We start from the raw sequence: 26,859 nt of genomic DNA, 5'->3' as shown, positions 1-26,859 counted from the left end.
TCCGTTGCGTCGCGCCGGGATGTCGCGCAAGCGTGGCCACCTGAACGTCGCCGAGCCTGGAAGAGTTCCAGGAGAAAAGTTCCAACAGAAGAGGTCCAAGAACAGCCCGCCGCGCGGCCCGCGCCGGGAGGTCCGGCAGGCGTTCAGGCGGCCCCGCGGCGGCCATCCTGGTGCGGGGCCTCGGCGATTCCGGTGCGGCCCTGCTCGGCCGCGCGGCCCTGCGCGGCGATGTCCCGCAGCGCTGCCGCCATCCGGTCCGCCTGTCCGTCGAGGTCGACCTCCTCCTCGTGGTGGCCGCGGTGCTGCGCCAGCAGGATGGCGGCGAGCAGGGCCGCCGCGCTGCCGCCGAAGGGCGCCGCGAGGGCGGCCCAGGCCGGGCCGAGAGGGTGCGCGAAGGCGGCCGCCGCCAGGCCGCCGCCCATTGCCGCCGCGATCAGGACAAACACCACGCACCTCCGCCGAGCCGCCCGCACGATGCCACGGCCGCCGCCCGGGGCCGCGGACCGAATGCCCGCATGGTGAAGGCCCGGTGAACGCGCGGTGCTACCAGGGCTGGAAATCCGCCTCATCCCGCTCGCCGCGCAGGAGCGCGCTGCGCGGGCGGGGCTGGCGCAGCAGGGCGTAGGAGCGCGCCAGGGCCGCCGCCGATGCGCGGCGGCACTCCGCGTCGAGACGGTCGGCGGCGCGCGTCTGCGCGAGAAGCCGGCGGGCCCCCGCCAGGGCCGGATCGACCGGCGCCGGAGGCCGGACCGGCGGCCGGCGCGGCCGCCCCCGCACGAGTTCGCCGAGAAGGGACACCTCCAGCAGCACCTCGCCGGCGCCGTTCGCGATCGCAAAACTGCCCCCGGCGGGGTCCCGTCCCTGGCGGACGAGTTCGCCGAGCAGGGCCGGCAATCCGTCGCACAGGTCGAGATACGCCGCGTCCAGGTCGGGGAAGTCCAGCCCCACCTCGTCCGGCTCGACCCCCTCCGCCATCCTCAGGTGGAAGTAGAAGACCGGCACGGCGGCTCCCTCGTTCGCTGTCCGGCCGATCGCTTCGCCGATCGGATCCCGGCGAGGCGGAGTTCGGCCTCGCTCAAGGGTGCGGAGCCGCGGCTCCGCCGCGCGGGCTTGCCATACCGGTTCCGGAGGGACTCGTCCCGAACCGATATCAGACGGGCGCATCCTCCCGGTGGAGATAGGTCGGATCGAACTCGGAGAGCGCCACCAGCCTCTCCCAATCGTGGATCCGCAAGGTGCCGTTCTGCAACGTGATCAGGCCCATGGCGCGCAGGGACTGCAGCACGCGGTTGACGTGGACCGTCGAGAGGCCGAGGGCGTCGCCGAGGTCGCTCTGGGTGATCGGCAGGGGGCACCGGAAGCCGGCGGCCAGCCCGGCCGCCTGCTGCCTCAGGTACATCTCGCACAGGAGGTGCCCCGTATGCTCCAGGGCCGCCCGGCGGCCGAGGCAGACCATCCACTGGCGCACCATCGCGGCGTCGATCAGCGTGCCGCGCCAGAGCACGGCCGCCACGCCGGGATACGACGCGAGCAGCTCCCGCAGCGCCTCGTGCGGGATGGCGGCCACCAGCGCCGGCGTCAGGGTGTCGAGGTTGTGGTCCATGACCGGGAGGTGGAGGCTCTGCAGGTCGGGCATGTCGCCCGCGATGTGCAGCGAATGGATCTGTCGCTTGCCGCTGCCCAGCACGTTGGAGCGGCACAGCCAGCCCTGCAGCACGACGCAGCACTGGCCCGGCCGCTCGCCCTCGCGCACGATGGGACAGCGCGGCGGCAGGGTGCGGATCGCGGCGGGCAGGTCGGCGACCGCCTCCCGCTCGGCGGCGGTGAGCGGGCCGATGCTCTCCAGGCGTCGCACCAGGCCGGCCAGCGCGGGCGCGGCGGCGGTCATCGGCGGCGCGCCCTCCGGAGGCGGAGCGGACGCGGCGGGGGGCTTCGCCGCATGAACGGGGCGAGGGATCGAGAGCGGGACGGGAACGCAAGCTAGAGCGTCCCGCGGGGCGGACCATTAACCCATGATAGCGGATTCGCGATACTTCTGGACTGTATCCGGCAACGCCGGGTTCGCCGCGCCGCCCGCGTCCGCCCGCGGGCCGCGGTTGACGGCCGGCGCGGCCGCGGCTATCGCCGCGGCATGACGACGATGCTCGCCCTCGCCGGGATCTATTCCACGCCGCTTCCCTGAGCGGCAGGATGCATCGTCGTCCCTCGACCGCTGCGTGGCCAGCGGTTGGGTTCCGGCGGGACGGCTCTGGCTCCGCAGCCCATTGCGGAACCTCCGATCATGACACCGGCCCGCGCGCACGCGCCTCGTCCCTTCCTCGGCATCGTCGGATTCGGCGCCTTCGGCCGGCTCGCCGCGCGGCATCTCGCCGGGTCCTTCCGGATCCTGGCCTTCGACCCTGCGCCGGAGGCCCGGAGCGAGCCGGGCGTCGTGCTGGCCGACCTGCCGCGGGTGGCCTCCTGCCCGGTCGTGGTGCTCGCCGTCCCGGTGGGCCGCCTGCGCGAGACGGTCGCGCAGGTCGCGCCCCACCTGCGGCCGGGCGCCCTGGTCCTCGACGTCGGGTCGGTGAAGATGGAGCCGGCGCGCATCATGGCCGAAGGCCTGCCGCCCTTCGTCGACGTCGTCGCCACGCATCCGCTCTTCGGCCCCGGCAGCGCCCGGGACGGCATCGCCGGGCTGAAGATCGCCGTCTGCCCGCTGCGCGGACGCTCCGGCCGGCGCGCCGCGGCCTTCCTGCGGCGGGCGCTCGGGCTCGACGTGATCCTGACCACGCCCGAGGCGCACGACCGCGAGGCGGCCCTGGCGCAGGGGCTGACCCACCTCATCGCCCGGGTGCTCGTCCGGATGGAGCCCCTGCCGCACCGCATCACGACGCGCAGCTTCGAGCTGATCCGGGAGGCGGTCGGACTGGTGCGCCACGACGCCCCGGAGGTGTTCGACGCCATCACGCGCGCCAACCCCTATGCGGCGGAGGTACGCCGCACCTTCTTCGCCCTCGCCGCCGCGCTCGACGCCGAACTCGGGGCCGCCCGGGAGGAGCGGGGTCCCGACGCGCAAGGCCCCCGGATGACGCCGATCCGGTCTTGACCGAACCGGCGGGCTCGTGGCGTGTTCCTGTTTCGTTCTCACTGAGTCGCAACCGAGTTCGGACGGGACAGCCATGACGCGAGCAGACCCACCCCGCAATGCCGCCCCCGCCGGCCCCGTCGAGGCGATCGCCGCCGCCTACCTCCAGATCACCGAGGGCGATGCGGGGCTGGCGCTCAAATGCGCGATCACCGACGCGCTCGCCGATCTCCTGGAGGCCGAGCGGCGCACGCGGCAGCGCAGCCGCCTGATCTCGAAGGGCTACGTGCGGGGCGCCCGCCTGCCGGAGGAGTGAGCCTCATGCGCCGCGGCCCTCGGCGCGGCGGAGGTTCAGGCGGCCCGGCGCGCGGCGCGCCACGCCGCCGCCTCGGCGGCGCCGCGCATCAGCGCGTAGACGAGCGCCGGCCACGCGAACAGCGCCACGGCGAGCGGCAGGGACATCTGCCAGCCCACCACGGCGCCGAGGATGCCGGCGATCGAGCCGACGTAGCGGAGGTAGAAGACCGGGACCGCCAGCAGCAGGGCGGGCAGCCAGTGCAGGCCCAGCCCCTGCGTCAACCCGGCCTGCACGGCGAGCAGGTTGACGACGCCCATGGTGAGGAAAACCCCGAAGGCGATCTTTTGCGGCACCCGTGTCCTCCCGATGCTCCCGGTTCGCGGCGCTCCGGACCGCGCGGCGCAGGCTGCCGTCTGGCCCCGAAATGCGGCAAAATGAGCGAGGGACCCGGGCCGCCGGCGCGCAAGGCCCGGCCGGAAATCCGGGGCCGCCGGACCCGGGGGGCGGAACCTTGACCGCCCCAATTAGGGTTGTGTTGAGGGAAGGGCTGCAGGGTGGCCCGGTTGGAGACTCGGTCATGGCCATCACAGGTCGCTTCAACTTCCGCAGAACCCTGACGGGCAAGCTCGTGCTGCAGGTGGAGGCCGTGCGCAAGCCGTGGTGGGTCTTCGCCCGCGCGGCGGCTCCCGGCCACGTCTGGCGCGACGCGACGCTCAAGGACCTCGCCGCCGTCGAGATGCAGCCGCTCCTCAACCTGCGCGGCAATCCCGGCTACGCGCCGCGCAGCCCCGTGATCTTCATGATGAACCCCGCCAAGCCCGAGGAGGCGCCGAGCGCCGAGGTGGTGCGGCTCGACGCCCACCGCGCACTCGGCGGCCAGGGCGGCTGAGCGCGGGATCGGGGCGCAACGCCGCCGGATCGCCGAGAGGGTGGCCCGCCGCAGCGCCGCCAGCGCGCGCGGCGCCAGGGAGGGAGAGCCGGCATGGCCATGACATCCGTGAACCAAGCCGTGATCGAGACGCTGTCGCGGCAGATCGTCTCCGCCTACTGCGCCGCCTCGGGGCCGGCCGAGGGGACCGCACGGGCGCGGCTCCTCGACGAGGTGATGCACGCCATCGAGGAGCCGGTGGGCCGCCGCAGGCTGGTCGAGCAGGGGCCGGAGCGGGTCAACGCGGCGCTGGCCGACTGGGAGGCGCAGGAGGGGCGCCCCTTCGGCCTGCGGCTGATCGAGATCGATCCCGCCCACTCGACCGTCACGATGGGCTGAGCCGGCCGTCGCGGGGCCGGGCGCGCGCGAGGTCGAGGAGGAGCGCCACGACCGCATCGGGCGCGCTCACCATCGCGTCGTGTCCCGTCTCGATCTCGCGCCAGCCCCAGCCCTCCTGGCGCCGCACCCAGGCCTTCACCCCGTCGAGGGCCGGATAGGCGGGCGCCGCGCAGGCGACGTAGGTGCGCGGCAGGCCGTTGCCGACCGGGCTGGCGAGCGCGAGCGGGCTCTCGTAGGTGCCGAGCGGGTGCGGCGTCAGGCGCCGGGCGAGCCACGCGGCATCCTGCGGATCGAACACCCCGAAGGCCGCGGGCGGCGGCACCGGCAGGCTCACCGACCCGCTCGTCTCCTCGGCCGCCCGGCGGCGGTCCGCCACCACCTCGGGCGGCAGGACGTCGAAGGGCGCGCGGCCGGGCTCCACGAGGAGCGCATCGAGATAGACGAGGTGGCGGATCGCTTCCGGCATCAGGTCGGCCACGCCGCTGATCGCGAGTCCGCCGAAGGAATGCCCGACCAGCACCACGTCGGCGAGTTCCTCCGCCTCGATCACCCCGGCGATGTCGCGCACGAAGGTCGCCAGGGTGATCCCGCGCGCCAGGAGGTGCGCCCGCTCGCCGAGCCCGGTGCAGGTGGGCGCGAACACCCGGTGGCCGCCCGCGCGCAGGCGGTCCGCGACCCTCCGCCAGCACCAGCCCCCGTGCCACGCCCCGTGCACCAGCACGAAGGTGAAGACCTCTCCGGCCGCGCCCCGCTCCGCCATGCATCCCTCCCGCCCATGTCCCAGCTGTCTGTCCCGGCTGCCTTGCGGATACCGAAGCCGCGTTGCCCGGGGCAATCCCGCCGAGGCTCCGTCCCGCCTCGGGCGCCGGACCGGCGGCCGGTTCGGCGCGGGAGGCTCACCGCTCCGGGCCGTCGCGCGGAGCGGTGCGGGCGGCGATCAGGCGCTCCAGGGACTGGAACTCGCGCACGGCCTGGCGGATGCGGCCGGCCGCGCAGGCGGTCTCGGCGGCCCGGGTCCACAGCAGCACCTCGTTGAAGGCGGCCTGGTCCGGGCCCGCGCCCACCCGGGCGCGGCGGGCCGCCTCGGCATCGACCCAGGCGCGCACGAGGCGGCCCGCCGTGAGGCAGCCGTCCGCGGCGGGATCGAGGGCCGCCCGGGAGACCGGCGGCGCGCTCAGCATCAGCGCCCAGAAGGCCAGTGTCGCGAGGCCCAGCGCCGCCCCGGCCGCAGCCGCAAAGGTGCGCACCCGGCTCCGGGCCGGCTCCTCGCAGGCCGGCAGGATCTCGACGCTCTCCGCGCAGCAATGCGTGTAGTGAATCGACCCGTCGTGGTGACGGTGTGGCCACGGATTGTGCATGATACGCCTCTTCGCACGGTGACGCGCGGCGGGCGGCCGCGCCGGTCAGGGCTGGCGTTCGGGGGACGATAGACCCGGCGGCGGGCGGGCGCGGTGTCTTTTCACACATGACCCGTCACACTGGCCCGCCGGAATGACCCGCCGAATGACCCGCCTTGCGCATGCGCGGCCCGCACGGGCGCGGTCCGGCGCCGGGGAGGCCCGCGGCGGCGTGCAACCGTCACCGGCATCTGGTAGTCACCCGGCTCGCAGACCCGCGCCGGCTTGAGCCCCCCATGACCACACCACACGACGATGCGGCCCCGGTCGCGACCGGCGTCCCCGGCCTCGACTACATCCTGAGCGGCGGCTACGCGGCGAACCGCTCCCACCTGATCGAGGGGCGGCCGGGCTCCGGCAAGACCACGCTCGCGCTGCAGTTCCTGCTCGACGGCGCGCGGCTCGGCGAGCGCTGCCTCTACATCACCCTGTCGGAGAGCCGGCGCGAGCTCCTGACCGTGGCCGACCGGCACGGCTGGTCGCTCGACGGCATCGAGGTGTTCGAGCTGGTGCCGCCGGAGCTGAGCCTCGACCCGTCGCAGCAGCAGAGCCTCGTGCATTCCTCCGACCTCGAACTCGGCGAGACGGTGCGGATGGCCATCGCCGAGATCGACCGGATCAAGCCGCAGCGGGTGGTGGTCGACAGCCTCTCGGAGATCCGGCTGCTCTCGCAGGGCTCGCTGCGCTTCCGGCGGCAGGTGCTGGCCCTGCGCAGCTTCCTGCTCATCCACGACGCCACCGCGCTGCTCCTCGACGACCTCACGGTCGAGCACGACGACCTCAACCTGCACAGCCTCTGCCACGCGGTGGTGCGCCTGGAGCAGCTCGCGCCCCTCTACGGCGGCGAGCGGCGGCGCCTGCGGGTGATCAAGATGCGCGGCACCGCCTTCCGGGGCGGCTTCCACGACTTCGTGATCCGGCGGGGCGGCCTGGAGGTCTTCCCCCGGCTGATCGCGGCCGAGCACGGCCATTCCTTCCCGGACGAGAAGCTCGGGAGCGGCATCGTGGGCTTCGACGCGCTGCTCGGCGGGGGCCTCGACCGGGGCACCAGCACGATGCTGCTCGGCCCCTCGGGCGTCGGCAAGTCGTCGAGCGCGCTCGCCTTCGTGATGACGGCGCTGCACCAGGGGGACCGCGCCCTGATCCTGAGCTTCGACGAGACGAGCGGCATCCTGAAGCGCCGGGCCAAGGGCCTCGGCATGGACATCGAGCCCTTCTGCGAGAGCGGGCTGCTGCGGATCGAGCAGATCGATCCGGCCGAGATCTCGCCCGGCGAACTCACCGCGATGGTGCGCGACGCGGTGGAGCGCCAGGACGTCCGCATCGTGGTGATCGATTCCCTCACCGGCTACCACAACGCCATGCCGGAGGAGCAGTATCTCGAGCTTCAGATGCACGAGATCCTGACCTACCTGAACCAGCAGGGCGTGACGACTCTGCTGATTCTCGCCCAGCACGGCCTGATCGGGCAGATGTCGTCCAGCATCGACCTGACCTACCTCAGCGACAGCATCGTGTTGTTCCGGTTCTTCGAGGCGGCGGGAGGCTTGAGGCGGGCGGTCTCGGTGGTCAAGAAGCGGGTCGGCGCGCACGAGGCGGCGATCCGGGAACTTCGGATCGACAGCAGCGGTTTGCGTGTGGGCGACCCGCTCAGTGCGTTCCGGGGAGTTCTCACGGGCGTGCCGACCTACGTGGGGGATGACGGTCAGCTCATGGCCGATCGGGACGGTGATGAGAGAGAGTGATCTGCCGGTCCTGATCCTCGCGCCCGCCGGGCGTGACGCCGCCGTGGCCGGCACGATCCTCGCCGAGGCCCAGATCCGGGCCGAGCCCTGCTCCAGCCTCGCCGACCTCGTCGGGCGGCTCGATGCGGCGGCCTGCGCGGTGGTGACCGAGGAGGCGCTGCGGGCCGCCGACCGGCGCGATCTCGCGGCCTGGATCGCCGGGCAGGAGCCGTGGTCGGATTTCCCGTTCCTGCTCCTGACCCTGCGCGGTACGCCGCCCGACCCGCGCCTGACCGAGTCGCTCGGCAACGTCACGCTCCTGGAGCGGCCCTTCCACCCGGCCACCCTGGTGACGGCGACGCGCTTCGCCGTGCGGGCGCGGCGGCGCCAGCGCGAGGCGGCGGCCTACCTGCACGAGCGCCAGCAGACCGCCGAGCGGCAGGCCCTGCTGATCCGCGAGCTGCACCACCGGGTGAAGAACACGCTCGCCACCGTGCAGGCCCTGCTCGGGGCCTCCGCCCGCTCGGCCACCAGCGTGGACGAATTCTACCACAGCTTCTCGGCCCGGGTGATCTCGCTGGCCAAGACCCACAACCTGCTCACCGACGATTACTGGCAGATGGCCTCGCTGCAGGAGATGCTGGAGAACGAACTCGGCCCCTACAACGACCCCGACGGCCGGCGCATCGCGCTCGACGGCCCGCCCGTGGACCTCACCGCCGACCTCGCGGTGCCGACCGGGATGGCGATCCACGAACTGACCACCAACGCGGCCAAGCACGGGGCGCTCTCGGTGCCGGAGGGGCGCATCGCCGTGCGCTGGCAGATCAGCGCGGCGGAGACCGGCCGGCGGCTGTGCCTCGACTGGACCGAGCGCGGCGGCCCGCCGACCCGCGAGCCGACCCGCAAGGGCTTCGGCTCGACCCTGCTGCAGCGGGTGCTCACCATGCAGTGCGGGGCCGACATCCGATTCGACTTCGCCCCCGCCGGGCTGCACTTCCGCATGGAGGCGCCGCTGGTGGAGAGCCGCACCGTGCCGCATTACTGACGCACACCGGGCTTCCCCTGCGGCATACGCCCGCACGCAACCCCGCCCGGCCTTGGCCGTTACAGGGAGGCGGGGGCCATCAGCATCCGGGCGGCCCGGCGATCCAAGCGAGGGACGATCATGGACGGACATGTGTACGGCGCGCTCGGGCAGCCGGGCGTCGGCTTCCTCATGGCCATCGTCATCGGCGCGCTCGCGGGCTGGCTGGCGGAAAAATTCACCTCCTCCAACATGGGGCTCCTCGCCAACATCGTCCTCGGCATCATCGGGGGCGTGGTCGGCAACTTCCTGGCCGCCCAGTTCCACATCCCGGTCTACGGCTTCTGGCGCAACCTGATCTCAGCGACGATCGGCGCGGTGATCGTGATCACCCTCTACCGGGCGGTGCGCGGCCAGCGCTCGACCTACTGAACGCGGCGGGGCGCCACGTCCCATTTGCGCCACCGCCCATTTGCCCTCGGCCGTCCGAGTCCTTAAGTCAGGGCTTCGGCGCCGCGAGGGGTTCGGGCGCCGACGCTCTCGGACCCGTTCATGGCCGTTGTCCTCGATCTCCTGCACAACGATGCGCGCCCGCGCCACCCGGAGAAGGCGCACCGGCCCGACCAGCCGATCCAGCGCAAGCCCGACTGGATCCGCGTCAAGGCACCGGGCTCGCCGGGCTGGGCGGAGACGCAGCGCATCGTGCGCGAGCACGGCCTCGTCACCGTCTGCGAGGAGGCGGGCTGCCCCAACATCGGCGAGTGCTGGGAGAAGAAGCACGCCACCTTCATGATCATGGGGGACACCTGCACGCGGGCCTGCGCGTTCTGCAACGTGCGCACGGGCCTGCCGCAGGGCCTCGACGGCGAGGAGCCGGCCCGCGTCGCCGACGCGGTGGCGCGGCTCGGCCTCTCCCACGTGGTCATCACCTCGGTCGACCGCGACGACCTTGCGGACGGGGGCGCGGCCCATTTCGCCGCGGTGATCCGGGCGATCCGGGGCTCGAGCCCCGGCACCACGATCGAGGTGCTCACCCCCGACTTCCTGCGCAAGGACGGCGCGCTGGAGGCGGTGGTCGCGGCGCGTCCCGACGTGTTCAACCACAACCTCGAGACCGTGCCGGCGAAGTACCTCAAGGTCCGCCCGGGCGCCCGCTACTTCCACTCGGTGCGGCTGCTGCAGCGGGTCAAGGAACTCGACCCGCAGATGTTCACCAAGTCCGGCATCATGGTGGGCTTGGGCGAGGAGCGGAACGAGGTGCTGCAGCTGATGGACGACCTGCGCTCGGCCGAGGTCGACTTCCTCACCATCGGCCAGTACCTGCAGCCGACGAAGAAGCACCATCCGGTGCTGCGCTTCGTGCCGCCCGAGGAGTTCCGCGCCTACGAGACCACCGCCTACGCCAAGGGCTTCCTGCTCGTCTCGGCCACCCCGCTGACGCGCTCCTCCCACCATGCCGGCGCGGATTTCGCCCGGCTCCAGCAGGCCCGGCGCGACCGCCTGGCGACCGCCTGATCGACGCATGCCGAGCTTCCGCACCACCCGCACCGTCCGCCACAGCCCGGCCGACATGTTCGCCCTCGTGGCCGACGTCGAGCGCTATCCCGAGTTCCTGCCGCTCTGCGAGGGCCTGCGGGTGCTGCGCCGCCAGCCGGGGGAGGGCGACACCGAGGTCTTGGTCGCCGAGATGAGCGTCGGCTACAAGGCGATCTCGGAGCGCTTCACCACCCGGGTCGCCCTCGACCGGCCGAATCTGCGCATCACCGCCGAGTACATCGACGGGCCGTTCCGGCACCTGGAGAACCGCTGGAGCTTCCGCGAGGCCCCCAACGGCGGCTGCACGGTGGAGTTCTACATCACCTACGAGTTCAAGAGCCTCGCGCTGGGGCTCCTGATGGGCAGGATGTTCGACCGCGCCTTCCGCAAGTTCACGGACGCGTTCGAGAGCCGGGCCGATCGGATCTACGCGCGGGCGTGAGGGGCGGGGCAGGCGGCGGCCGGATCGGCCGTCCACCGCTCACGCCTCGCGCGATCCTGCATCCCGACCGGCGGGCTGCCCCGCCCGGGCCAGGGCGTCGAGGCCGATCGCGCGCGACCGTAATCGCGCCGCCCTCGCCCGCCTCGCGGCGCAGGGGGGCAGTGACCGGCATGTCCTCGTCGACGGCCGCCACGCCCCCATCGGGCACGCGACGCAGCACCGGCAGCGCGACCCCTTGATCCATCGTGAATTCTTCTTTCCGGTCATCTTCGACGAGAAATATCGTCATCGTCGAACAGTTATTCAGTGCTTGCGGCGGATCCTCTTTCGCGCTATATTTATTGATAACAGCACAGACCCAGGACACGTCTTGACAATATTTTTTTGTATCTTTCTTATTCGGCTCAGAGGCAGAGAACTCTGGGGGCGGGTGTGGGCGGCATCGTCAAGGGCCAACTCGGTTCTCTGATCGACCGATTCTACGAGGCGGCCGCGCATCAGGCGCTCTGGCGCCCCGTCCTGAGCGAAGCCTCCCGGGTCCTGGGTGCGGAAGGCATCGAGTTCTATCCGGGGCCGAACACCGCCTTCGCGCCGGTCCACTCGGCCTCGCTCGACGAGGCGGTGGCGGCCGGCATCGCGCAAGGGTGGTTCGCGGACAATCCGCGGGTGAAGCGCGGGCTGCCGCTGCTCACGCGGGGCGCCGACCTCATCACCGAATCCAGCATGTTCTCTCCCGAGGAACTGGACCGCCTGCCGTTCAACGTCGAGTTCGCCGGCCGCTTCGGCCTGCGCTGGTTCGCCGCCACCCGTCTCTCGTCGGGGGGATCGCCCAGCATCCTCTTCTCGGTGGAGCGGCGGGCGAACCAGGAGCCGTTCTCCGGCCGCGAGCAGGGCCTGCTCCGGCAGATCCTGCCTCACCTGCGGCGCAGCGCGCAGCTCGCCGTGTCGCTCGCGGACGGGCAGGCGCTCGGCCAGCTGGAGGCGATTGACGCCATGCGCTGCGGCGGGCTGCTCGTCGACGTGCGCGGACGCGTCGTGCAGCTGAACAGCCGGGCCGAGCGCAGCCTCGGCGACGGCCTGACCCTGCGGCAGGGGCGCCTCACCGCCAGGCAGGCGCCGGTCGATGCGGCACTCCAGGCTCTCGTCGCGGCGGCGACGCAGCGGGGTTCGGCCCATGAGGCCCCGGCCCTGTGCCCGGTCGGGATCCCGCGGCGGTCCGGCACGCCGCTCATCGTCCACGCGGCGCCGATCGTCGGCACGGCGCAGGACATCTTCCGAAAAGCCTGTGCCCTCGTGATGATCGTCGATCCGGACGCCCGGCGCGACCTCGATGCCGGCCTCCTTCGCCAGCTGTTCGACCTGACCGCGGCCGAGGCGCGCGTCGCCCTGGCCCTGGCGGGTGGGCAGACCATCAAGGAGGCCGCGGCCGCGTCCGGCACCACCGAGAACACGATCCGGGTCCAGCTCCGCTCCATCTTCGCCAAGACCGGAACGAACCGGCAGGTCGAACTCGTCGCCCTGCTGACGCGGCTCGGCGGGCTGTAAGATCGACCCGTCTTTCGGTTGACTCCGCGATGTCCACCCCGGGGCCTACGCATCCTTGAGCAAGCCATTGAGCTCGATGACCGCGAAATCATCCCCGATGGCTCCCGCCCTCACACCTCCGTCAGCGCCGCCTCCAGCAGCCCCAGCGCGTCCTCCACCGCCTTGCGCCGCACCTCGGCCCGGCCGAGGTCGCCGTAGCGGCGCTCCAGGTGGCGCGTGGTGCGGCCCGCGGTGACGAGGCCGAAATGCACGAGGCCCACGGGCTTCGTCGCGGTGGCGCCCGTGGGGCCGGCGATGCCCGTGATGGCGAGCGCGACATCGGCGCGGGATTGCGCCAGCGCGCCGTCCGCCATCGCGCGGGCCACCGGCTCGCTCACCGCGCCGTGCTCCGAGATGATGCCGAAATCGACGCCGAGCACCTCGGCCTTGGCCTCGTTCGAGTAGGTGACGAAGCCCCGCTCCAGGACGGCCGAGGAGCCGGCCACCTCGGTCAGGAGCGCGGCGAGGAGGCCGCCGGTGCAGGATTCCGCCGTGACGACGCGGCGCTGGCGCTCGCGGTAGGCGGCGATGAGCACGCCCGCGCGGGCGATGAGGGCGGGATCGTCGATCATCGCGCCTCCTCCGGCAGCCGCAGGGTCGCGGCGGCCTGCGCGGCCAGCCCCTCGGCCCGGCCGACGAAGCCGAGTTTCTCCGTCGTGGTCGCCTTGATCGATACTGCCGAGATCGGGATCCCGGCCACCGCGGCGATGCGGGCGCGGATCGCCTCGCGGTGGGCGCCGATGCGGGGGGCCTCGGCCAGGACCGTGATGTCGAGATGGTCGATCACGCCGCCGCGCTCGGCCACGCGCCGCACCGCATCGGCGAGGAAGCGGTCGGAGGAGGCGCCGCGCCACTGGGGATCGCTCGGCGGGAAGTGCACGCCGATGTCGCCGTCCGCGAGCGCCCCCAGGATCGCGTCGGTGAGCGCGTGCAGCACCACGTCGCCGTCCGAATGGGCCAGCACCCCGCGGTCGGCGGGGATGCGCACGCCGCCGAGCCAGACGTGGTCGCCCTCCGTGAAGGCGTGCACGTCGAAGCCGGTGCCGAGACGGGTGACGAGGGTCATGCGGGCTCCCGAGAAGGCGCGGTCGGCCTCGTCGAGGTCGGCCGCCTGCGTGATCTTGCGGTTGCGCGGGTCGCCGGGGAAGACCGCTACGCGCAACCCTGCCCATTCGGCGAGCGCACCGTCGTCCGTGAAGGCGGCGAGGCCCTGCGCGGCGGCGCGGCGGTGGGCGTCGAGGAGGGGCGCGAAGGCGAAGGCCTGGGGGGTTTGCACCGCGCGCAGCGCCTCCCGCGGCGGGGTCTCGCGCACCCGCTCCGCGCCGTCCACGAGCTTGATCGTGTCGGTGACGGGCACGCCCGGCACCGCGGCCCGGTGGGCGCGCGCCGCCGCGATCGCCCGGTCTATCAGGGCCTCGTCCACGAAGGGGCGGGCGGCGTCGTGGACGAGGACCAGGGCCGGGGCGCCCGCGCGCTCCAGCGCCTCCAGCCCCGCCCGGACCGAATCCTGGCGCGTGGCCCCGCCCTCGACCGCGGGCTGGAGCTTGGCCGCCGCGGCGGGATCGAGGTCGGCGAGGCAGTCCGCGTAGAAGGCGGCGGCGTCCGGGGCGATCACCGCCTGGACGCGCCCGATCCCCGGATGGGCGGCGAGCGCCGCCAGCGTCCGCGTCAGCACCGCCTTGCCGCCGACACGGCGGTATTGTTTGGGGGTGCCGCCGCCCACACGGATGCCGCGGCCTGCGGCGACGACAACCGCGGCAGTCTCGGACATGAACCGGTTCCTCAACCCTGGCGGAGAAGCCGCTCTCCTAGGCGGGGTGCGGCGCAAAATCAAATCGGTGCGCGGCCCGGCTTCGGCGCTTGCGTACGGCCCGGTTTTGGCTATTTGTTGTGCAGAATGACGATTGACCATTATTTGAGCGCATCGACGGCGGGGATCGGAACGGCAGCGCTGCCGGCGGCGGGCGCGCCGGAGCCCGGCGCCCTGCTGGCGCCACTCTCCGGCGTCACCGACCTCGCGCTGCGCCGCATCGCGCGCCGCCTGGGTGCCACCGCGGTGGTGTCCGAGATGGTGGCCGCCGAGGACTTCGCCCGCGGCACCGCCGAGGCGCGGCTGCGGGCGGAGGGCGAGGGCGTGCTGCCGCACGTGGTCCAGCTCGCCGGCTGCGACCCGCGCTGGATGGCCGAGGGCGCGCGGCTCGCGGAAGCGAGCGGCGCCGACGCGATCGACGTGAACATGGGCTGCCCGGCCAAGAAGGTGACGGGGGGCGAGGCGGGCTCGGCGCTGATGCGCGACCTCGACCACGCGGCCCGCCTGCTGGCGGCCGTGCGCGGGGCGGTGTCGGTGCCGGTCACCGTGAAGATGCGCCTGGGCTGGGACGATGCCTCCCGCAACGCGCCGGACCTCGCGCGGCGGGCGCAGGATCTCGGCCTGTCCGCCGTCACGGTGCACGGGCGCACCCGGCAGCAATTCTACACCGGCCGGGCCGACTGGGCGGCGATCCGCGCGGTCACCGAGGCGGTGACGGTCCCGGTGGTCGCGAACGGCGATGTCGGAAGCCTGGAGGAGGCGCGGGCCTGCCTCGCGGCGAGCGGCGCGCGGGCCGTGATGATCGGCCGGGCGGCGGTCGGCCGGCCCTGGCTCGTGGGCGCGGTGGCGGCGGGCCTGCGCGGCGCCGCGGCGCCGCGCCTGACGGCCTGCCAGAAGGCGGACCTCGCGGCCGAGCATTACGAGGGCCTGCTCGCCCTCTACGGGACCGGCATGGGGGTGCGCCACGCCCGCAAGCACCTCGCGGCCTATGCCGACCATGCGGGCGGCCTGTCCGCGCCCGAGCGGATGCGGCTCGTCACAACCACCGATCCGGCCGAAGCGCTGGCGCTCCTGCGGCGGGCCTTCGCGCAGGCGCCGGCCGAGGCCGCACCGGCTGCCAAGCAGGCGGCACCGGCTGCCAAGCAGGCGGCATGAGAAAGGTCTCCGCCGATGCCCCGGGCACCCCACCCGACCGGACCCCGCGCCCGCCGCGCGGGTCCGGCGCCGGAGGATCGCAGGCCGGGGGAGCGGTCCCGATGAGCGCGCCGACGAGCGACCTCATCATCAACGCGCTGCCCCTGCCGGTCCTGACCATCGGGCCGGACGAGCGCATCCTCCAGGTCAACATGGCGGCGGAGCACTTCTTCGACTATTCCCGCCGCCTGATGCAGCGCCAGCGCCTGCGCGACATCATCCCGTTCTCCTCGCCGATCATCGCCCTCGTCAACGAGGTGCGCCGCCGCCATTCCAGCGTCAGCGAGTACCGGGTGGAGCTGGGCTCGCCGCGCTCGGGCGCCGAGCGCAGCGTCGACGTGTTCGCGACCTGCCTCGACGACGAGGTGGTGGTGCTGATGCTCCAGGAGCGCACCATCGCCGACAAGATGAACCGCCAGCTCACCCACCGGGGGGCGGCGCGCTCGATGGTGGCGCTCGGCGCCATGCTGGCCCACGAGATCAAGAACCCGCTCGCGGGCATCCGCGGCGCGGCCCAGCTCCTCGAACAATCGGCGGCGGAGGACGACCGCCTGCTCACGCGCCTGATCTGCGACGAGGCCGACCGCATCGTGCGGCTCGTCGAGCGCATGGAGCTGTTCGGGGACGAGCGCCCGGTGGAGCGCGGGCCGGTGAACGTCCACGGCGTCCTCGACCAGGTGAAGCGCTCGGCCCAGTCGGGCTTCGCCCGCCACATCCGCTTCGTCGAGAACTACGACCCCTCGCTGCCGCCCGTCCTCGGCAACCGCGACCAGCTCGTCCAGGTGATCCTCAACCTCGTCAAGAACGCCGCCGAGGCGATCGGGGCGGACGCGGTCGACGGCGAGATCATCCTCTCGACCGCCTTCCGCACCGGGCTTCGCCTGCAGGTGCCGGGCTCGCGCGAGCGGGTGAGCCTGCCGATCGAGGTCGCGGTGCGCGACAACGGCCCGGGCGTCTCGGCCGAACTGCTGCCGGACCTGTTCGATCCCTTCGTGACCACCAAGGCGCAGGGGTCTGGCCTCGGTCTTGCCCTCGTCGCCAAGATCGTCGGCGACCACGGCGGCATCGTCGAGTGCGATCCAGCCCCCCGCCGCACCACCTTCCGCGTCCTGCTGCCGATGTCCCATGCCCGCGACGGCCGGGAATCGGGGCCGGATTCCGAGTAGCCCTGCGAGTGGCCCCATGCCGAACGGACACATCATCGTCGCCGACGACGACGCCGCCATCCGCACCGTCCTCAACCAGGCGCTCTCGCGCGCCGGCTACGAGGTGCGCTCGACCGGCAACGCCGCCACGCTCTGGCGCTGGGTGGCGCAGGGGGAAGGGGATCTCGTCATCACCGACGTGGTGATGCCCGACGAGAACGCCTTCGACCTTCTGCCGCGCATCAAGCGGGTGCGGCCGGAGCTGCCGATCATCGTCATGAGCGCGCAGAACACCTTCATGACGGCGATCCGGGCCTCGGAGCGCGGGGCCTACGAGTACCTCCCAAAACCCTTCGACCTGAAGGAGCTGACCGCCATCGTCGGGCGGGCGCTCTCGCGCCCGCGCGGCAGCGCCGCCCCGGGCGCCGCCCCGGAGAACGAGGACATCCCGCTCGTCGGCCGCTCGCCGGCGATGCAGGAGATCTACCGCTCGCTCGCCCGGCTGATGCCCACCGACCTCACGGTGATGATCACGGGCGAGTCGGGCACCGGCAAGGAACTGGTCGCGCGCGCCCTGCACGATTATGGCCGGCGCCGCGCCGGGCCGTTCGTGCCCGTCAACATGGCGGCGATCCCGCGCGACCTCATCGAATCCGAGCTGTTCGGCCACGAGAAGGGGGCCTTCACGGGCGCCACCGCCCGCTCGGCGGGCCGCTTCGAGCAGGCGGAGGGCGGCACCCTCTTCCTCGACGAGATCGGCGACATGCCGATGGAGGCCCAGACCCGGCTCCTGCGCGTGCTGCAGCAGGGCGAGTACACCACCGTCGGCGGGCGCGTGCCGATCAAGACCAACGTCCGCATCATCGCGGCGACCAACAAGGACCTGCGGGTCTCGATCCAGCAGGGCATCTTCCGCGAGGACCTGTTCTTCCGCCTCAACGTCGTGCCGCTGCGCCTGCCGGCGCTGCGCGAGCGCACCGAGGACGTGCCGGACCTCGTGCGCCACTTCTTCGGCATCGTCGAGCGCGAGGGATTGAGCCGCAAGCAGCTCGACAACGACGCGATGGAGCGGCTCAAGCGCTACCGCTGGCCCGGCAACGTGCGCGAACTCGAAAACCTCGTGCGGCGCCTCGCGGCCCTCTACCCCCAGGAGACGATCACCGGGCCGGTGATCGAGGCGGAACTCGACACGCTGCCGCTCGCGGCGCCCGCGCAAGGGGCCGCCCGCAAGGGAGGCGCCGAGGCGGAGGGGCTCTCGGCCGCCGTCGAGCGCCACCTCGCCGACTACTTCGCGGGCTTCCGGGATACGCTGCCGCCGCCCGGCCTCTACCACCGCGTGTTGCGCGAGATCGAAGGACCCCTGATCGGCGCGGCGCTCGCGGCCACCCGCGGCAACCAGATCCGGGCCGCGGAGCTGCTCGGCGTCAATCGCAACACCCTGCGCAAGAAGGTGCGGGACCTCGACCTGCAGGTCTTCCGCACGCCTCGCTAGCGGATCGGCCAGCGCGGGACGACATGCCGGCCTGCAGAATCCGCGGCCGAGCTGACGCACGACTTGCATCGCGCCGGCGGGCGGGCGGTTCGACCCTGCGCGGGTGGCGGGAACACCGGGAGCGGTCGATGCAGACCTGCGAGGCATTTCGTCGCGGGCTGAACGGTCCGGCCCGGAGGAGGGGACCTCCGCACCCTCGGGCCACGCGAGCCGCACAGGCCCGCATACAACTTTATGTTGTCGTCGGCGGGCGCTCCGTCGGCCATGGTGCTGGCCCGACCTCGCATCCGCCACGCCCGCCCACCGGCCCTGCCGCCAAGTTGAAGACCCGACCTTGTCACCCCGAGCGGCGCCGATCGTCTTGTCGCGATCGTCGTGCCGATCATCCTGTTGCTTCGACATTTCCGCCGTTCGATTTATCCCGGCGATCCGCACGCAGATGCAATCGACCTCATCTTGCGCATAACGGCATCCCTCCGGGCCGATACTTGCGGCGGCCCGCGTGTCGCGAAGAGCCCGTGCGCCGCACGGCGACCGGAGGCAAGGCCCGGCATTGTTTCGCATTTTCCGCGTCCGGGGCGACGGCGGCACCCCGGGCGCAGCGAAGATCCGGGACAACCTGAGGGCGCCGCGGCCCAGATCGCCGCCGGGCTCGGGCAGGCCACACCATCCCGTTCAAGGACAAGAGTTTTTCGCCGCCGGTGGCAGGCCGCCCGCCGGCCGTGCGGACCCGCGGGATGACGTTACGAAATCTTGAGATACCAAAGCATATCCAGGTCTTTTGACGGTCGATGGAGCTTGAAGTTGACGCCACGCCGCGTAACATTCCGGGCATCCGAGGGGGAGTGGCACCTTCGCGAGGTTCTTGATGAGTTCCGAGATCCAGAACGACACCTCACAATCGATCGAGCTCGTGTCCGACATCGTGTCGGCCTACGTGTCGAACAATTCCGTGCCGATCGGTGAACTGGCCGGCCTGATCCGCAGCGTGCACGAGGCCGTGTCCCATCTTGGGTCAGCTGCGGCGCCTCAGCCGGAGAAGCTGGTACCGCCGGTGCCGATCAGGAAGACCGTCACCCCGGACTTCCTGATCAGCCTCGAGGACGGCCGGCGCTACCGGACCCTGAAGCGCCATCTCGCCGGGCGCGGCCTCACCCCCGAGCAGTACCGGGCGAAATGGGGGCTGCCGCCGGACTACCCGATGGTGGCGGCCAACTACGCCGCCCAGCGCTCCGAGCTCGCCAAGAGCATCGGGCTGGGTCAGAAGCCGGTGGACCGGAGCCGCCGCTCCAGCCAAGCCGCCTGAGCGGCGCGGCGACGGATGCTCTCCGCGGCCGCCGCTCCCGCACGGGAGCGGCGGCCGCGCGGCGTTCCGGGGCTGCGGACAGGGCGGATCCGGTCCGAAACACGCCGGAGGCGGCGCGGAACAGGCCGGACACGGCTCAGCCGTATTAATTTCGCCACACTGTAGTGGCCACGCATCATGGATGCAGTTTTTCCGTCGCGTTCGTGATTCGGGATCGCCCGGCACCGGCCAGTCCCCGGAGGCCGCTCCCCGCGGTCCCGGCCTGTTCGGCGCCCTGGTGGTCGGGGTGGCGCTGGCGCTCGCCCTCGCGACCTTCCTGATCCTCGTCGGCGCGACCCCGATCGCCCCGGTCCATCAGGTCGTGGTGGCGCTGCTTCTGGGCAACGTCGCCCTGGTGGTCGGGCTGATCGTGGTGATCGTCTGGGAGGCGCGGGTCTTCCTGCGGGCCCGGCGGGCCAATGCCCGGGTGGCCCGGCTGCACACCCGCATCGTCGGCCTGTTCAGCCTCATCGCCACGCTGCCGACCATCCTGCTCGCGGTGGTCGCCTCGATCACGCTGGAGCGCGGCCTCTCGCCCTGGTTCTCGGACCGGATGCGCAACGTCGTGCTGATGTCGGTCGACGTGGCGGACGCCTACCTCACCAACCAGTGCCAGAGCCTCGCGCGCGAGGTCCGCATCCTCTCCGACGACCTGACGCGGGCGCGGCCCGCCTTCGAGGTCGAGCGGGCGTGGTTCGAGAGCTTCCTCACGGCGCGCGCCACCTCGCTCGGCCTGCCGATCGCCCGGATCATGCGCTCGGCCGACGAGACCGTGGCGCGGGCCAACATCGACATCATCAAGAACCCGCCGCTGCCCTCGGTCGCGGATTTTGAGGAGGCGGCGAAGTCGAGCGACCCGACCTGCCTCCTGCCGCGCGAGGGGCGCGTCTTCGGCGCGCTCCTGAAGATGCCGGCCTACGACGACGCCTTCCTGCTCATCGAGCGGGAGGTGTCGCAGCTCGCGGTGGAGTTCCCGGGGGTGTCGCGGGCCGCCGCGGCCGAGTTCCTCACCATCGATGCCGGCCGGCGCAGCGTGCAGATCGCCTTCGCCAGCATGTTCGCGCTGATCGCCCTGATCGCGCTGCTCTCGGCGGTGTGGTTCGGGCTCAACTTCGCCAACCGCTTCGTCGCGCCGATCCGCCGCCTCATCAACGCCGCCGATCAGGTGGCCTCGGGCAACTTCCTGGTCCAGGTGCCGTTCCGCAAGACGGAAGGCGACCTTCAGCACCTCGGCGAGAGCTTCAACAAGATGACCCAGGAGCTGCGCCGCCAGCGCGACGGGCTCATCGAGGCGCGCGACCAGATCGAGCACCGCCGCCGCTTCACCGAGGCGGTGCTGGCCGGGGTGCCGGCGGGCGTGCTCGGGGTCGATCCGGCGGGCGTCATCACCATCGCCAATCCCTCGGCCGAGCGGGTGCTCGGGCGCAGTGCGAGCGAACTCGTCGGCACGCCGCTCGCCCTCGCGCTGCCCGAACTCGAAGCGCTGTTCGGCGAGCCGCGGCTGCGCCCGATGCAGCAGCAGGTCCAGATCACCCGCAACGGGCGCGAGCGCACCATCGACGTGCGCGTGACGAGCGAGCAGGCGCAGGGGGGCCGGGGCTACGTCATCACCCTCGACGACATCACCGACCTCGTCACCGCCCAGCGCACCTCCGCCTGGGCGGATGTGGCGCGGCGCATCGCCCACGAGATCAAGAACCCGCTCACCCCGATCCAGCTCTCGGCCGAACGCATCCGGCGCAAGTACGGGAAGGTCATCACCACCGACAAGGAGGTGTTCGAGCAGTGCACCGCCACGATCGTGCGCCAAGTCGACGACATCAAGCGGATGGTCGACGAGTTCTCGTCGTTCGCCCGGATGCCCAAGCCGGCCATCGCCCGCAACGACCTGACCGAGATCGTGAAGCAGAACCTGTTCATGATGCGGGTGGCGCATCCGGACGTGGATTTCGCGATGGAGGGCGAGGGCGCCCGGGTCAGCGCCGCCTTCGACACCCGCCTGCTGTCGCAGGCGGTGACCAACATCCTCAAGAACGCCGTCGAGGCGATCCAGGCGGTGCCGGAGGAGGAGCGCGGGCGCGGGCGCATCGCGGTGCGGCTCGCCGAGGAGGGGGACGGCGTGGTGATCGAGATCACCGACAACGGCAAAGGCTTCCCGGTCGAAGGGCGCCAGCGGCTGCTCGAACCCTATATGACGACCCGCGAAGGGGGCACCGGCCTCGGATTGGCGATCGTGAGCAAGGTCTTGGAAGAGCACGGCGGCGGCATCGAGCTGAACGACAACCCGCAGGGGCGGGGCGGACAGGTGCGCATGCGCCTCCTCCGGGAGGTCCGGCGCGAGGAGGGGAACCGGGCGGCCGGGACGCCGGGCGGCTCGGGCCCGCCAGGCACTGCGCTGCCGGGCGCCGCCCCGGCGCCGCTGGGCGCCGCGCCGTGATGCGCCCGGCAGACGTCCGCCGCGGCGGATCCCGGACCAGCAAGCCAGAGAAGACGAATGCAGGGTGCGGGCCGGACGGCCGGGCGCCCGCCGCGCGGGGAGGCCGTGACCGATGAGTGCCGACATCCTGATCGTCGATGACGAGGCCGATATCCGCGAACTGGTGGCGGGGATCCTGGACGACGAGGGCCACCGCACCCGCACGGCCGGCTCCTCCGACGAGGCGCTGGCCGCCATTGAGCAGCGCCGCCCGCACCTCGTCTTCCTCGACATCTGGCTGCAGGGCTCGCGCCTCGACGGGCTGCAGGTGCTCGACGTCGTCAAGGCGCAGGCCCCGGACCTGCCGGTGGTGATGATCTCCGGCCACGGCAACATCGAGACCGCGGTCTCGGCCATCAAGGCGGGCGCCTACGACTTCATCGAGAAGCCGTTCAAGGCCGACCGCCTGATCCTGGTGGCCGAGCGGGCGCTCGAAGCCTCGCGGCTCAAGCGCGAGGTGCGCGACCTCAAGACCCGCTCGGGGCAGGCAAGCCGCATCGTCGGCGCCTCGGTGGCGGCCAACCAGCTGCGCCAGACCATCGAGCGGGTGGCCCCCACCAACGCCCGGGTGATGATCTCGGGGGCGCCGGGCTCCGGCAAGGAACTCTCGGCCCGCACCCTGCACGCGGCCTCCGCGCGCGCGAGCGGCCCCTTCGTGGTGATCAACGCCGCCACGATCACGCCCGAGACCATGGAGGCCGAGCTGTTCGGCATCGAGGCCGCGGACGGGCGTCCGCGCCGCGTCGGCGCGCTGGAGGAGGCCCACGGCGGCAGCCTCTACATCGACGAGGTCGCGGACATGCCCCGCGAGACCCAGAACCGCATCCTGCGGGTGCTCGTCGACCAGAACTTCCAGCGCGTGGGCGGCACCACCCGCGTGCACGTGGACGTGCGGATCATCTCCTCCTCCTCGCGCGACCTCGCCGAGGAGATCGCGGGCGGCCGCTTCCGCGAGGACCTGTTCCACCGCCTCTCCGTGGTGCCGATCCGGGTGCCGCCGCTCGCCGAGCGGCGCGAGGACGTGCCCGAACTGATCACCTTCTTCATGGAGCAGATCTCGCTCGCCACCGGCCTGCCGCGGCGGCGGATCGCCTCCGACGCGATGGCGGTGCTCCAGTCGCACGACTGGCCCGGCAACGTGCGCCAGCTGCGCAACAACGTCGAGCGTCTGATGATCCTGACGCAGGGCGACCCCGAGACCGAGGTGACGACCGAGATGCTGCCGAGCGAGGTGGGCGCGCTGGTGCCCACCACGCCGAGCGGGGCGGGGGGCGAGAAGCTGATGAGCCTCGCGCTGCGCGAGGCGCGCGAGATCTTCGAGCGCGAGTACCTCGTCGCCCAGATCGCCCGCTTCTCCGGCAACATCTCCCGCACCGCCGAGTTCATCGGCATGGAGCGCTCGGCCCTGCACCGCAAGCTGAAGTCCCTCGGCATCGGGGCCTAATCCAGCCGGCGGCCGCATTTGAGAATGCGGCCTCGCCCGGAGCTTGCTAAGGTTCGGCTTCGTCCGATCGCGGCCGAGCCTGCTTGCGCGCGGCGACACGTCACTTGCGCGCGAGGGAGCTTCGCCGTGTAATGGGGCGGGGTCCGGGGCCGCACGCGGCCTGCACAAAACCAACGAAGCGGCCCGCCACCGGACCGGCGGCGGGTTCAAAAGGACAAGAAGAATGGCGGGCGAGCGCGCTCAGAATCTGCAGGACACTTTCCTCAATCACGTCCGCAAGAACAAGATCCCCCTCACGATCTTCCTGGTCAACGGTGTCAAGCTGCAGGGCGTCGTGACTTGGTTCGACAATTTCTGTGTGCTGCTCCGGCGCGACGGACACTCGCAACTGGTCTACAAGCACGCGATCTCGACGATCATGCCGGGCCACCCGGTGCAGCTGTTCGAGCAGGGCGAGGAGGGCGCCGAGAAGGCGTGAGCGAATCGCGCCGGCCCATCCCCGGGCCGGTTCGCGGATTCGCGGGCCCGCCCGCTTGATTGCGGCGGGCGGACATCCAACCTGTTCCCGATCGCAAGCGGGTGCGCGCACGAGGTCGGGCGTCGATGGAAACACAGGTCCCGGGCCAGGCCCGGCTGCAGCATCAGGCGGAACCGGAAGGCGCGGTCGCCGCCGACACCCGCACCCTGGTGATCGGGCCCTATCCGGTCCGCCGCGGCGCGGAGCTGCCGCGGCCCGCGCAGGCGCGCCTGGACGAGGCGGTGGGGCTCGCCGCCGCGATCGACCTCGACGTCGTCGACCGGCTGCTGCTCGGGGTCCAGGCCATCCGGCCCTCCACCTATCTCGGCAAGGGGCGCGTCGAGGAGATCGCCGGGCGGATCGCCGCCGAGGCGGTGCGCCTCGTCGTCATGGATTGCGCCCTCTCGCCGGTGCAGCAGCGCAACCTCGAGAAGGCCTGGGGCGTCAAGGTCATCGACCGCACCGGGCTGATCCTGGAGATCTTCGGGCGGCGCGCCTCCACCCGCGAGGGCACCCTGCAGGTGGAGCACGCGCATCTCGCCTACCAGCGCAGCCGGCTCGTGCGCTCCTGGACCCATCTGGAGCGCCAGCGCGGCGGCTTCGGCTTCCTCGGCGGCCCCGGCGAGACCCAGATCGAGGCCGACCGGCGCCTGATCCAGGAGCGCATGACCCGCATCGAGCGGGAACTGGAGACCGTGACCCGGACCCGCGGCCTGCATCGGCAGAGCCGGCGGCGGGTGCCCTATCCGGTCGTGGCGCTGGTCGGCTACACGAACGCCGGCAAGTCGACCCTGTTCAACCGCCTGACCGCCGCGGAGGTGCGGGCGGAGGACATGCTGTTCGCCACCCTCGACCCGACCGCGCGCGCCATCAAGCTGCCGCATGGGGAGACCGCGATCCTGTCCGACACGGTGGGTTTCATCTCCGACCTGCCGACCATGCTGATCGCCGCCTTCCGGGCGACGCTGGAGGACGTGATCGAGGCCGACATCCTGCTCCACGTGCGCGACATCGCCCACGAGGACACCGAGGCGCAGGGGCAGGACGTGCACACGGTGCTGGCCGAGCTCGGCATCGAGCCGGGGGCCGGCCGGATCATCGAGGTCTGGAACAAGGCCGACCTCCTCGATCCGCCCGAGCGCGAGCGCCTGCTCAACCTCAGCCGCACCGGCCCGTCCGGGGAGGCCGCCGCCAGGCCGGTGCTGCTGTCGGCGCTCACCGGCGAGGGCGTGGACCGGCTGCTCGCGCGGATCGAGGCGCGCATCGCCGAGAGCCGGGCGAGCTTCGCCCTCGTGCTCGACCCCGCCGAGGGGGCGGGCCTGCACTGGCTCTACGAGAACGCCGAGGTGCTCGACCGCCGCGAGGATGCGGGCGGCCAGGTCCATCTCGTGGTCCGCCTGGCCCCCGAGAAGGAGCCGCGCTTCCTCAACCGCTTCGGCGCCGCCCGGCGGCTGCGGGCGGCGGGCGGCTGAGCGAAGCTCACATCCGCCATCCCGAAGGGATCAAGCGGATGTGGCATGAGATCGGGGGCCGTCACTCCGCCGCCGCGAGCGGCCGGGCCACGTCCTCGAGCGAGCGCCGCTCCGCCGCCACGCCCCAGATCCCCGCCACCACCCCCGCGGCGATCATCAGGACCGAGGCGAGGAGGTAGCCGCCCAGCACCGCCTCGCGCGACTTCTCCTCGATCAGCACCCCGAACAGGGCCGGCCCCACCGCCCCGACCCCGGTGCCGACCGCGTAGAACAGCGCGATGGCGAAGGCGCGGATCTCCAGCGGAAACACCTCGCTCACCGTGAGGTAGGCCGAACTCGCCGCCGCCGAGGCGAAGAAGAACACCGCCATCCAGCACAGGGTGAGGGTGGTGGCGTCGAGCAGGTCCTGCTGGAACAGGACCCCGCTTACGGCCAGCAGCAGGCCGGAGATGCCGTAGGTGCCGGCGATCATCGGCCGGCGGCCGACCGTGTCGAAGAAGCGCCCGAGCAGCACCGGGCCGAGGAAGTTGCCGGCCGCGAAGGGCAGGATGTACCAGCCGATCCCGCCGGACGGCACCCCGTAGAAGTCGATCAGGATCAGCCCGTAGGTGAAGAAGATCGCGTTGTAGAAGAACGCCTGGGCGGACATCAGGGCGAGGCCGACGAGGGCGCGGCTGCGGTAGCGGGCGAGCGTCCCGAACACCTCCCGCAGGGGCGTGTGGCGGCGCTGGCGCAGGCGCACGGTGGGGAAGGGGCCGGGCGCGAGGGCGTGCCCCTCCCGCCGGAACCGCGCCTCGATCCCCGCCACGATGCGCTCGGCCTCCGCGGCCCGGCCGTGGGTGATGAGCCAGCGCGGGCTCTCGGGGATCCAGCTGCGCAGGGCGAGGATCACGAGGCCGAGGGCGGCCCCGAGCAGGAACGCGACCCGCCAGCCCCAGTCGGGGCCGAACAGAGCGGGGTCGAGCACCACCAGCGAGGTGCCCGCGCCCAGCACCGCGCCGAGCCAGAACGAGCCGTTGATGACGAGGTCGGTCCAGCCGCGGGCGCGGGCCGGGATCAGCTCCTGGATGGTGGAGTTGATCGCCGTGTACTCGCCCCCGATGCCCGCCCCGGTGAGGAACCGAAAGAGGCAGAAGCTCCACAGATTCCACGAGAAGCCCGTGGCGGCGGTGGCCGCGAGGTAGACCGCGAGCGTGATGAAGAACAGCCTCTTGCGCCCGAGCCGGTCGGTGAGCCAGCCGAAGCCGATCGCCCCGATCACCGCGCCCGCGAGGTAGCTCGACGTCGCGAGCCCGATATCGGTGTTGGAGAACTGCAGCACCGGGCTCGCCCGCAGGGCGCCCGCCAGCGCGCCGGCGAGCGTCACCTCCAGCCCGTCGAGCACCCAGGTGATGCCGAGCGCCAGCACGACGAGGGTGTGGAACCGGCCCCAGGGCAGGCGGTCGAGGCGGGCCGAGACGTCGGTCTCGACGAGGCCGCCATCGGCAGCGACGGAGGGCGGAGCGGGCGTCGTCATCGGCACCTGCGGCGGAGGACCTGCCGGGCATATAGGGCGGGGCCGCACGCGGGAGCGCGTTCGCGGCGATCCGGCCCCCGCCAGTTCGCGGCGGACTTCCCCGCCG

At 72.3% G+C, this 26,859-nt stretch carries 27 protein-coding genes; 18 read left to right on the top strand and 9 right to left on the bottom strand.

What is annotated here, in order from left to right; genetic code table 11:
- Positions 1 to 143: 143 nt before the first annotated feature.
- The 3 genes from MFF61_RS23280 to MFF61_RS23270 form a co-directional block, all read right to left on the bottom strand.
- Complete coding sequence (locus tag MFF61_RS23280) at positions 144 to 446, bottom strand: hypothetical protein (RefSeq protein ID WP_238239563.1); 303 nt, start codon at positions 444 to 446, stop codon at positions 144 to 146.
- Between the two features lie 97 nt (positions 447 to 543).
- Positions 544 to 1,002 carry a DUF6894 family protein gene (locus MFF61_RS23275; RefSeq protein WP_238239552.1) on the bottom strand — a complete coding sequence of 153 codons (459 nt, stop codon included), beginning with the start codon at positions 1,000 to 1,002 and terminating at the stop codon, positions 544 to 546.
- A 148-nt stretch (positions 1,003 to 1,150) separates the two neighbouring features.
- Positions 1,151 to 1,888: a Crp/Fnr family transcriptional regulator gene (locus tag MFF61_RS23270; protein ID WP_238239550.1), complete on the bottom strand. Its 738-nt coding sequence runs from the start codon at positions 1,886 to 1,888 to the stop codon at positions 1,151 to 1,153.
- 393 nt (positions 1,889 to 2,281) lie between these two features.
- Between MFF61_RS23270 and MFF61_RS23265 the strand changes: the two genes are divergently transcribed.
- Entirely contained in the window at positions 2,282 to 3,088 is an 807-nt protein-coding gene (locus MFF61_RS23265) for a prephenate dehydrogenase/arogenate dehydrogenase family protein (RefSeq protein ID WP_238239548.1), read from the top strand.
- Positions 3,089 to 3,161: 73 nt separating this feature from the next.
- Positions 3,162 to 3,383 (top strand): hypothetical protein, encoded by a 222-nt coding sequence (locus MFF61_RS23260; RefSeq protein ID WP_238239544.1) that lies wholly within the window; start codon positions 3,162 to 3,164, stop codon positions 3,381 to 3,383.
- Positions 3,384 to 3,418: 35 nt separating this feature from the next.
- Here MFF61_RS23260 and MFF61_RS23255 read toward each other — a convergent pair whose 3' ends face one another.
- Positions 3,419 to 3,718 (bottom strand): hypothetical protein, encoded by a 300-nt coding sequence (locus MFF61_RS23255; protein WP_238239542.1) that lies wholly within the window; start codon positions 3,716 to 3,718, stop codon positions 3,419 to 3,421.
- 224 nt (positions 3,719 to 3,942) lie between these two features.
- Between MFF61_RS23255 and MFF61_RS23250 the strand changes: the two genes are divergently transcribed.
- Positions 3,943 to 4,254, top strand: a complete 312-nt coding sequence (locus MFF61_RS23250; RefSeq protein ID WP_238239540.1) for a hypothetical protein — start codon at positions 3,943 to 3,945, stop codon at positions 4,252 to 4,254.
- Positions 4,255 to 4,347: 93 nt separating this feature from the next.
- Complete coding sequence (locus MFF61_RS23245; RefSeq protein ID WP_238239537.1) at positions 4,348 to 4,632, top strand: hypothetical protein; 285 nt, start codon at positions 4,348 to 4,350, stop codon at positions 4,630 to 4,632.
- Here the strand turns inward: MFF61_RS23245 and MFF61_RS23240 are convergent.
- Together MFF61_RS23240 and MFF61_RS23235 are read right to left on the bottom strand one after the other, a co-directional pair.
- Positions 4,619 to 5,392: an alpha/beta fold hydrolase gene (locus MFF61_RS23240; RefSeq protein ID WP_238239535.1), complete on the bottom strand. Its 774-nt coding sequence runs from the start codon at positions 5,390 to 5,392 to the stop codon at positions 4,619 to 4,621. The genes MFF61_RS23245 and MFF61_RS23240 overlap by 14 nt on opposite strands.
- A 136-nt stretch (positions 5,393 to 5,528) precedes the next feature.
- On the bottom strand, positions 5,529 to 5,990 hold the full coding sequence (locus MFF61_RS23235) for a hypothetical protein (protein WP_238239533.1): 462 nt from the start codon (positions 5,988 to 5,990) through the stop codon (positions 5,529 to 5,531).
- A 275-nt stretch (positions 5,991 to 6,265) separates the two neighbouring features.
- On the opposite strand from MFF61_RS23235, the gene MFF61_RS23230 reads away from it, so the two are divergent.
- The 6 genes from MFF61_RS23230 to MFF61_RS23205 all read left to right on the top strand — a co-directional run bounded on the left by MFF61_RS23230 (position 6,266) and on the right by MFF61_RS23205 (position 12,303).
- Complete coding sequence (locus MFF61_RS23230) at positions 6,266 to 7,774, top strand: ATPase domain-containing protein (RefSeq protein ID WP_238239531.1); 1,509 nt, start codon at positions 6,266 to 6,268, stop codon at positions 7,772 to 7,774.
- On the top strand, positions 7,761 to 8,801 hold the full coding sequence (locus tag MFF61_RS23225) for a sensor histidine kinase (RefSeq protein WP_238239528.1): 1,041 nt from the start codon (positions 7,761 to 7,763) through the stop codon (positions 8,799 to 8,801). Before MFF61_RS23230 ends, MFF61_RS23225 begins: the two co-directional genes overlap by 14 nt.
- 120 nt (positions 8,802 to 8,921) lie before the next feature.
- Positions 8,922 to 9,212 carry a GlsB/YeaQ/YmgE family stress response membrane protein gene (locus MFF61_RS23220; protein WP_238239526.1) on the top strand — a complete coding sequence of 97 codons (291 nt, stop codon included), beginning with the start codon at positions 8,922 to 8,924 and terminating at the stop codon, positions 9,210 to 9,212.
- A 120-nt stretch (positions 9,213 to 9,332) separates the two neighbouring features.
- Positions 9,333 to 10,295, top strand: a complete 963-nt coding sequence (gene lipA / locus MFF61_RS23215; RefSeq protein WP_238239523.1) for a lipoyl synthase — start codon at positions 9,333 to 9,335, stop codon at positions 10,293 to 10,295.
- A gap of 7 nt (positions 10,296 to 10,302) precedes the next feature.
- Positions 10,303 to 10,758, top strand: a complete 456-nt coding sequence (locus MFF61_RS23210; RefSeq protein WP_238239520.1) for a type II toxin-antitoxin system RatA family toxin — start codon at positions 10,303 to 10,305, stop codon at positions 10,756 to 10,758.
- A gap of 432 nt (positions 10,759 to 11,190) precedes the next feature.
- A complete protein-coding gene (locus tag MFF61_RS23205) occupies positions 11,191 to 12,303 on the top strand; it encodes a helix-turn-helix transcriptional regulator (protein ID WP_238239510.1) in 1,113 nt (370 codons plus the stop codon).
- Positions 12,304 to 12,413: 110 nt separating this feature from the next.
- Here the strand turns inward: MFF61_RS23205 and MFF61_RS23200 are convergent, their stop codons facing one another.
- Both MFF61_RS23200 and MFF61_RS23195 read right to left on the bottom strand, forming a co-directional pair.
- The gene (locus tag MFF61_RS23200; RefSeq protein ID WP_238239498.1) at positions 12,414 to 12,914 is read right to left on the bottom strand and encodes a CinA family protein; all 501 of its coding nucleotides are present in this window, start codon (positions 12,912 to 12,914) and stop codon (positions 12,414 to 12,416) included.
- Entirely contained in the window at positions 12,911 to 14,113 is a 1,203-nt protein-coding gene (locus MFF61_RS23195; protein WP_238239495.1) for a bifunctional 2-C-methyl-D-erythritol 4-phosphate cytidylyltransferase/2-C-methyl-D-erythritol 2,4-cyclodiphosphate synthase, read from the bottom strand. The genes MFF61_RS23200 and MFF61_RS23195 overlap by 4 nt, the downstream gene beginning before the upstream one ends.
- A 126-nt stretch (positions 14,114 to 14,239) precedes the next feature.
- On the opposite strand from MFF61_RS23195, the gene dusB reads away from it, so the two are divergent.
- The 8 genes from dusB to hflX all read left to right on the top strand — a co-directional run bounded on the left by dusB (position 14,240) and on the right by hflX (position 25,237).
- Complete coding sequence (gene dusB / locus MFF61_RS23190; RefSeq protein WP_238239491.1) at positions 14,240 to 15,307, top strand: tRNA dihydrouridine synthase DusB; 1,068 nt, start codon at positions 14,240 to 14,242, stop codon at positions 15,305 to 15,307.
- Positions 15,308 to 15,408: 101 nt separating this feature from the next.
- Positions 15,409 to 16,512: a two-component system sensor histidine kinase NtrB gene (locus MFF61_RS23185; protein WP_238239472.1), complete on the top strand. Its 1,104-nt coding sequence runs from the start codon at positions 15,409 to 15,411 to the stop codon at positions 16,510 to 16,512.
- Positions 16,513 to 16,528: 16 nt separating this feature from the next.
- Positions 16,529 to 17,983 (top strand): nitrogen regulation protein NR(I), encoded by a 1,455-nt coding sequence (gene ntrC, locus MFF61_RS23180; RefSeq protein WP_238239469.1) that lies wholly within the window; start codon positions 16,529 to 16,531, stop codon positions 17,981 to 17,983.
- An 868-nt stretch (positions 17,984 to 18,851) separates the two neighbouring features.
- Positions 18,852 to 19,289: a Ros/MucR family transcriptional regulator gene (locus tag MFF61_RS23175; RefSeq protein WP_238239467.1), complete on the top strand. Its 438-nt coding sequence runs from the start codon at positions 18,852 to 18,854 to the stop codon at positions 19,287 to 19,289.
- A gap of 181 nt (positions 19,290 to 19,470) precedes the next feature.
- Positions 19,471 to 21,765: a sensor histidine kinase gene (locus MFF61_RS23170; protein ID WP_238239465.1), complete on the top strand. Its 2,295-nt coding sequence runs from the start codon at positions 19,471 to 19,473 to the stop codon at positions 21,763 to 21,765.
- Positions 21,766 to 21,877: 112 nt separating this feature from the next.
- Complete coding sequence (gene ntrX, locus MFF61_RS23165) at positions 21,878 to 23,248, top strand: nitrogen assimilation response regulator NtrX (RefSeq protein ID WP_238239462.1); 1,371 nt, start codon at positions 21,878 to 21,880, stop codon at positions 23,246 to 23,248.
- A gap of 223 nt (positions 23,249 to 23,471) precedes the next feature.
- On the top strand, positions 23,472 to 23,726 hold the full coding sequence (gene hfq, locus MFF61_RS23160) for an RNA chaperone Hfq (protein ID WP_048429571.1): 255 nt from the start codon (positions 23,472 to 23,474) through the stop codon (positions 23,724 to 23,726).
- Between the two features lie 125 nt (positions 23,727 to 23,851).
- Positions 23,852 to 25,237: a GTPase HflX gene (gene hflX / locus MFF61_RS23155; RefSeq protein WP_238239459.1), complete on the top strand. Its 1,386-nt coding sequence runs from the start codon at positions 23,852 to 23,854 to the stop codon at positions 25,235 to 25,237.
- Between the two features lie 61 nt (positions 25,238 to 25,298).
- Here hflX and MFF61_RS23150 read toward each other — a convergent pair whose 3' ends face one another.
- Positions 25,299 to 26,753 carry an MFS transporter gene (locus MFF61_RS23150; RefSeq protein WP_238239457.1) on the bottom strand — a complete coding sequence of 485 codons (1,455 nt, stop codon included), beginning with the start codon at positions 26,751 to 26,753 and terminating at the stop codon, positions 25,299 to 25,301.
- Positions 26,754 to 26,859 lie beyond the last annotated feature (106 nt).

This window comes from Methylobacterium isbiliense (assembly GCF_022179325.1).
GTDB lineage: Bacteria > Pseudomonadota > Alphaproteobacteria > Rhizobiales > Beijerinckiaceae > Methylobacterium > Methylobacterium isbiliense.
Note: the sequence above shows the minus strand (reverse complement) of the source record. Positions and strands in the feature narration are given on the sequence as shown.

Excerpts from the sequence above, each read along its gene's own strand:
- dusB (WP_238239491.1), top strand. The coding sequence starts at position 14,240 with ATGACGATTGACCATTATTTGAGCGCATCGACGGCGGGGATCGGAACG.
- MFF61_RS23210 (WP_238239520.1), top strand. The coding sequence starts at position 10,303 with ATGCCGAGCTTCCGCACCACCCGCACCGTCCGCCACAGCCCGGCCGAC.
- MFF61_RS23240 (WP_238239535.1), bottom strand. The coding sequence starts at position 5,392 with ATGGCGGAGCGGGGCGCGGCCGGAGAGGTCTTCACCTTCGTGCTGGTG.
- hflX (WP_238239459.1), top strand. The coding sequence starts at position 23,852 with ATGGAAACACAGGTCCCGGGCCAGGCCCGGCTGCAGCATCAGGCGGAA.
- lipA (WP_238239523.1), top strand. The coding sequence starts at position 9,333 with ATGGCCGTTGTCCTCGATCTCCTGCACAACGATGCGCGCCCGCGCCAC.
- MFF61_RS23175 (WP_238239467.1), top strand. The coding sequence starts at position 18,852 with ATGAGTTCCGAGATCCAGAACGACACCTCACAATCGATCGAGCTCGTG.
- MFF61_RS23230 (WP_238239531.1), top strand. The coding sequence starts at position 6,266 with ATGACCACACCACACGACGATGCGGCCCCGGTCGCGACCGGCGTCCCC.
- MFF61_RS23235 (WP_238239533.1), bottom strand. The coding sequence starts at position 5,990 with ATGCACAATCCGTGGCCACACCGTCACCACGACGGGTCGATTCACTAC.
- MFF61_RS23225 (WP_238239528.1), top strand. The coding sequence starts at position 7,761 with ATGAGAGAGAGTGATCTGCCGGTCCTGATCCTCGCGCCCGCCGGGCGT.
- MFF61_RS23265 (WP_238239548.1), top strand. The coding sequence starts at position 2,282 with ATGACACCGGCCCGCGCGCACGCGCCTCGTCCCTTCCTCGGCATCGTC.
- MFF61_RS23170 (WP_238239465.1), top strand. The coding sequence starts at position 19,471 with ATGCAGTTTTTCCGTCGCGTTCGTGATTCGGGATCGCCCGGCACCGGC.
- MFF61_RS23220 (WP_238239526.1), top strand. The coding sequence starts at position 8,922 with ATGGACGGACATGTGTACGGCGCGCTCGGGCAGCCGGGCGTCGGCTTC.
- ntrC (WP_238239469.1), top strand. The coding sequence starts at position 16,529 with ATGCCGAACGGACACATCATCGTCGCCGACGACGACGCCGCCATCCGC.
- MFF61_RS23245 (WP_238239537.1), top strand. The coding sequence starts at position 4,348 with ATGGCCATGACATCCGTGAACCAAGCCGTGATCGAGACGCTGTCGCGG.
- MFF61_RS23270 (WP_238239550.1), bottom strand. The coding sequence starts at position 1,888 with ATGACCGCCGCCGCGCCCGCGCTGGCCGGCCTGGTGCGACGCCTGGAG.
- MFF61_RS23150 (WP_238239457.1), bottom strand. The coding sequence starts at position 26,753 with ATGACGACGCCCGCTCCGCCCTCCGTCGCTGCCGATGGCGGCCTCGTC.
- MFF61_RS23260 (WP_238239544.1), top strand. The coding sequence starts at position 3,162 with ATGACGCGAGCAGACCCACCCCGCAATGCCGCCCCCGCCGGCCCCGTC.
- MFF61_RS23200 (WP_238239498.1), bottom strand. The coding sequence starts at position 12,914 with ATGATCGACGATCCCGCCCTCATCGCCCGCGCGGGCGTGCTCATCGCC.
- MFF61_RS23195 (WP_238239495.1), bottom strand. The coding sequence starts at position 14,113 with ATGTCCGAGACTGCCGCGGTTGTCGTCGCCGCAGGCCGCGGCATCCGT.
- ntrX (WP_238239462.1), top strand. The coding sequence starts at position 21,878 with ATGAGTGCCGACATCCTGATCGTCGATGACGAGGCCGATATCCGCGAA.
- hfq (WP_048429571.1), top strand. The coding sequence starts at position 23,472 with ATGGCGGGCGAGCGCGCTCAGAATCTGCAGGACACTTTCCTCAATCAC.
- MFF61_RS23250 (WP_238239540.1), top strand. The coding sequence starts at position 3,943 with ATGGCCATCACAGGTCGCTTCAACTTCCGCAGAACCCTGACGGGCAAG.
- MFF61_RS23185 (WP_238239472.1), top strand. The coding sequence starts at position 15,409 with ATGAGCGCGCCGACGAGCGACCTCATCATCAACGCGCTGCCCCTGCCG.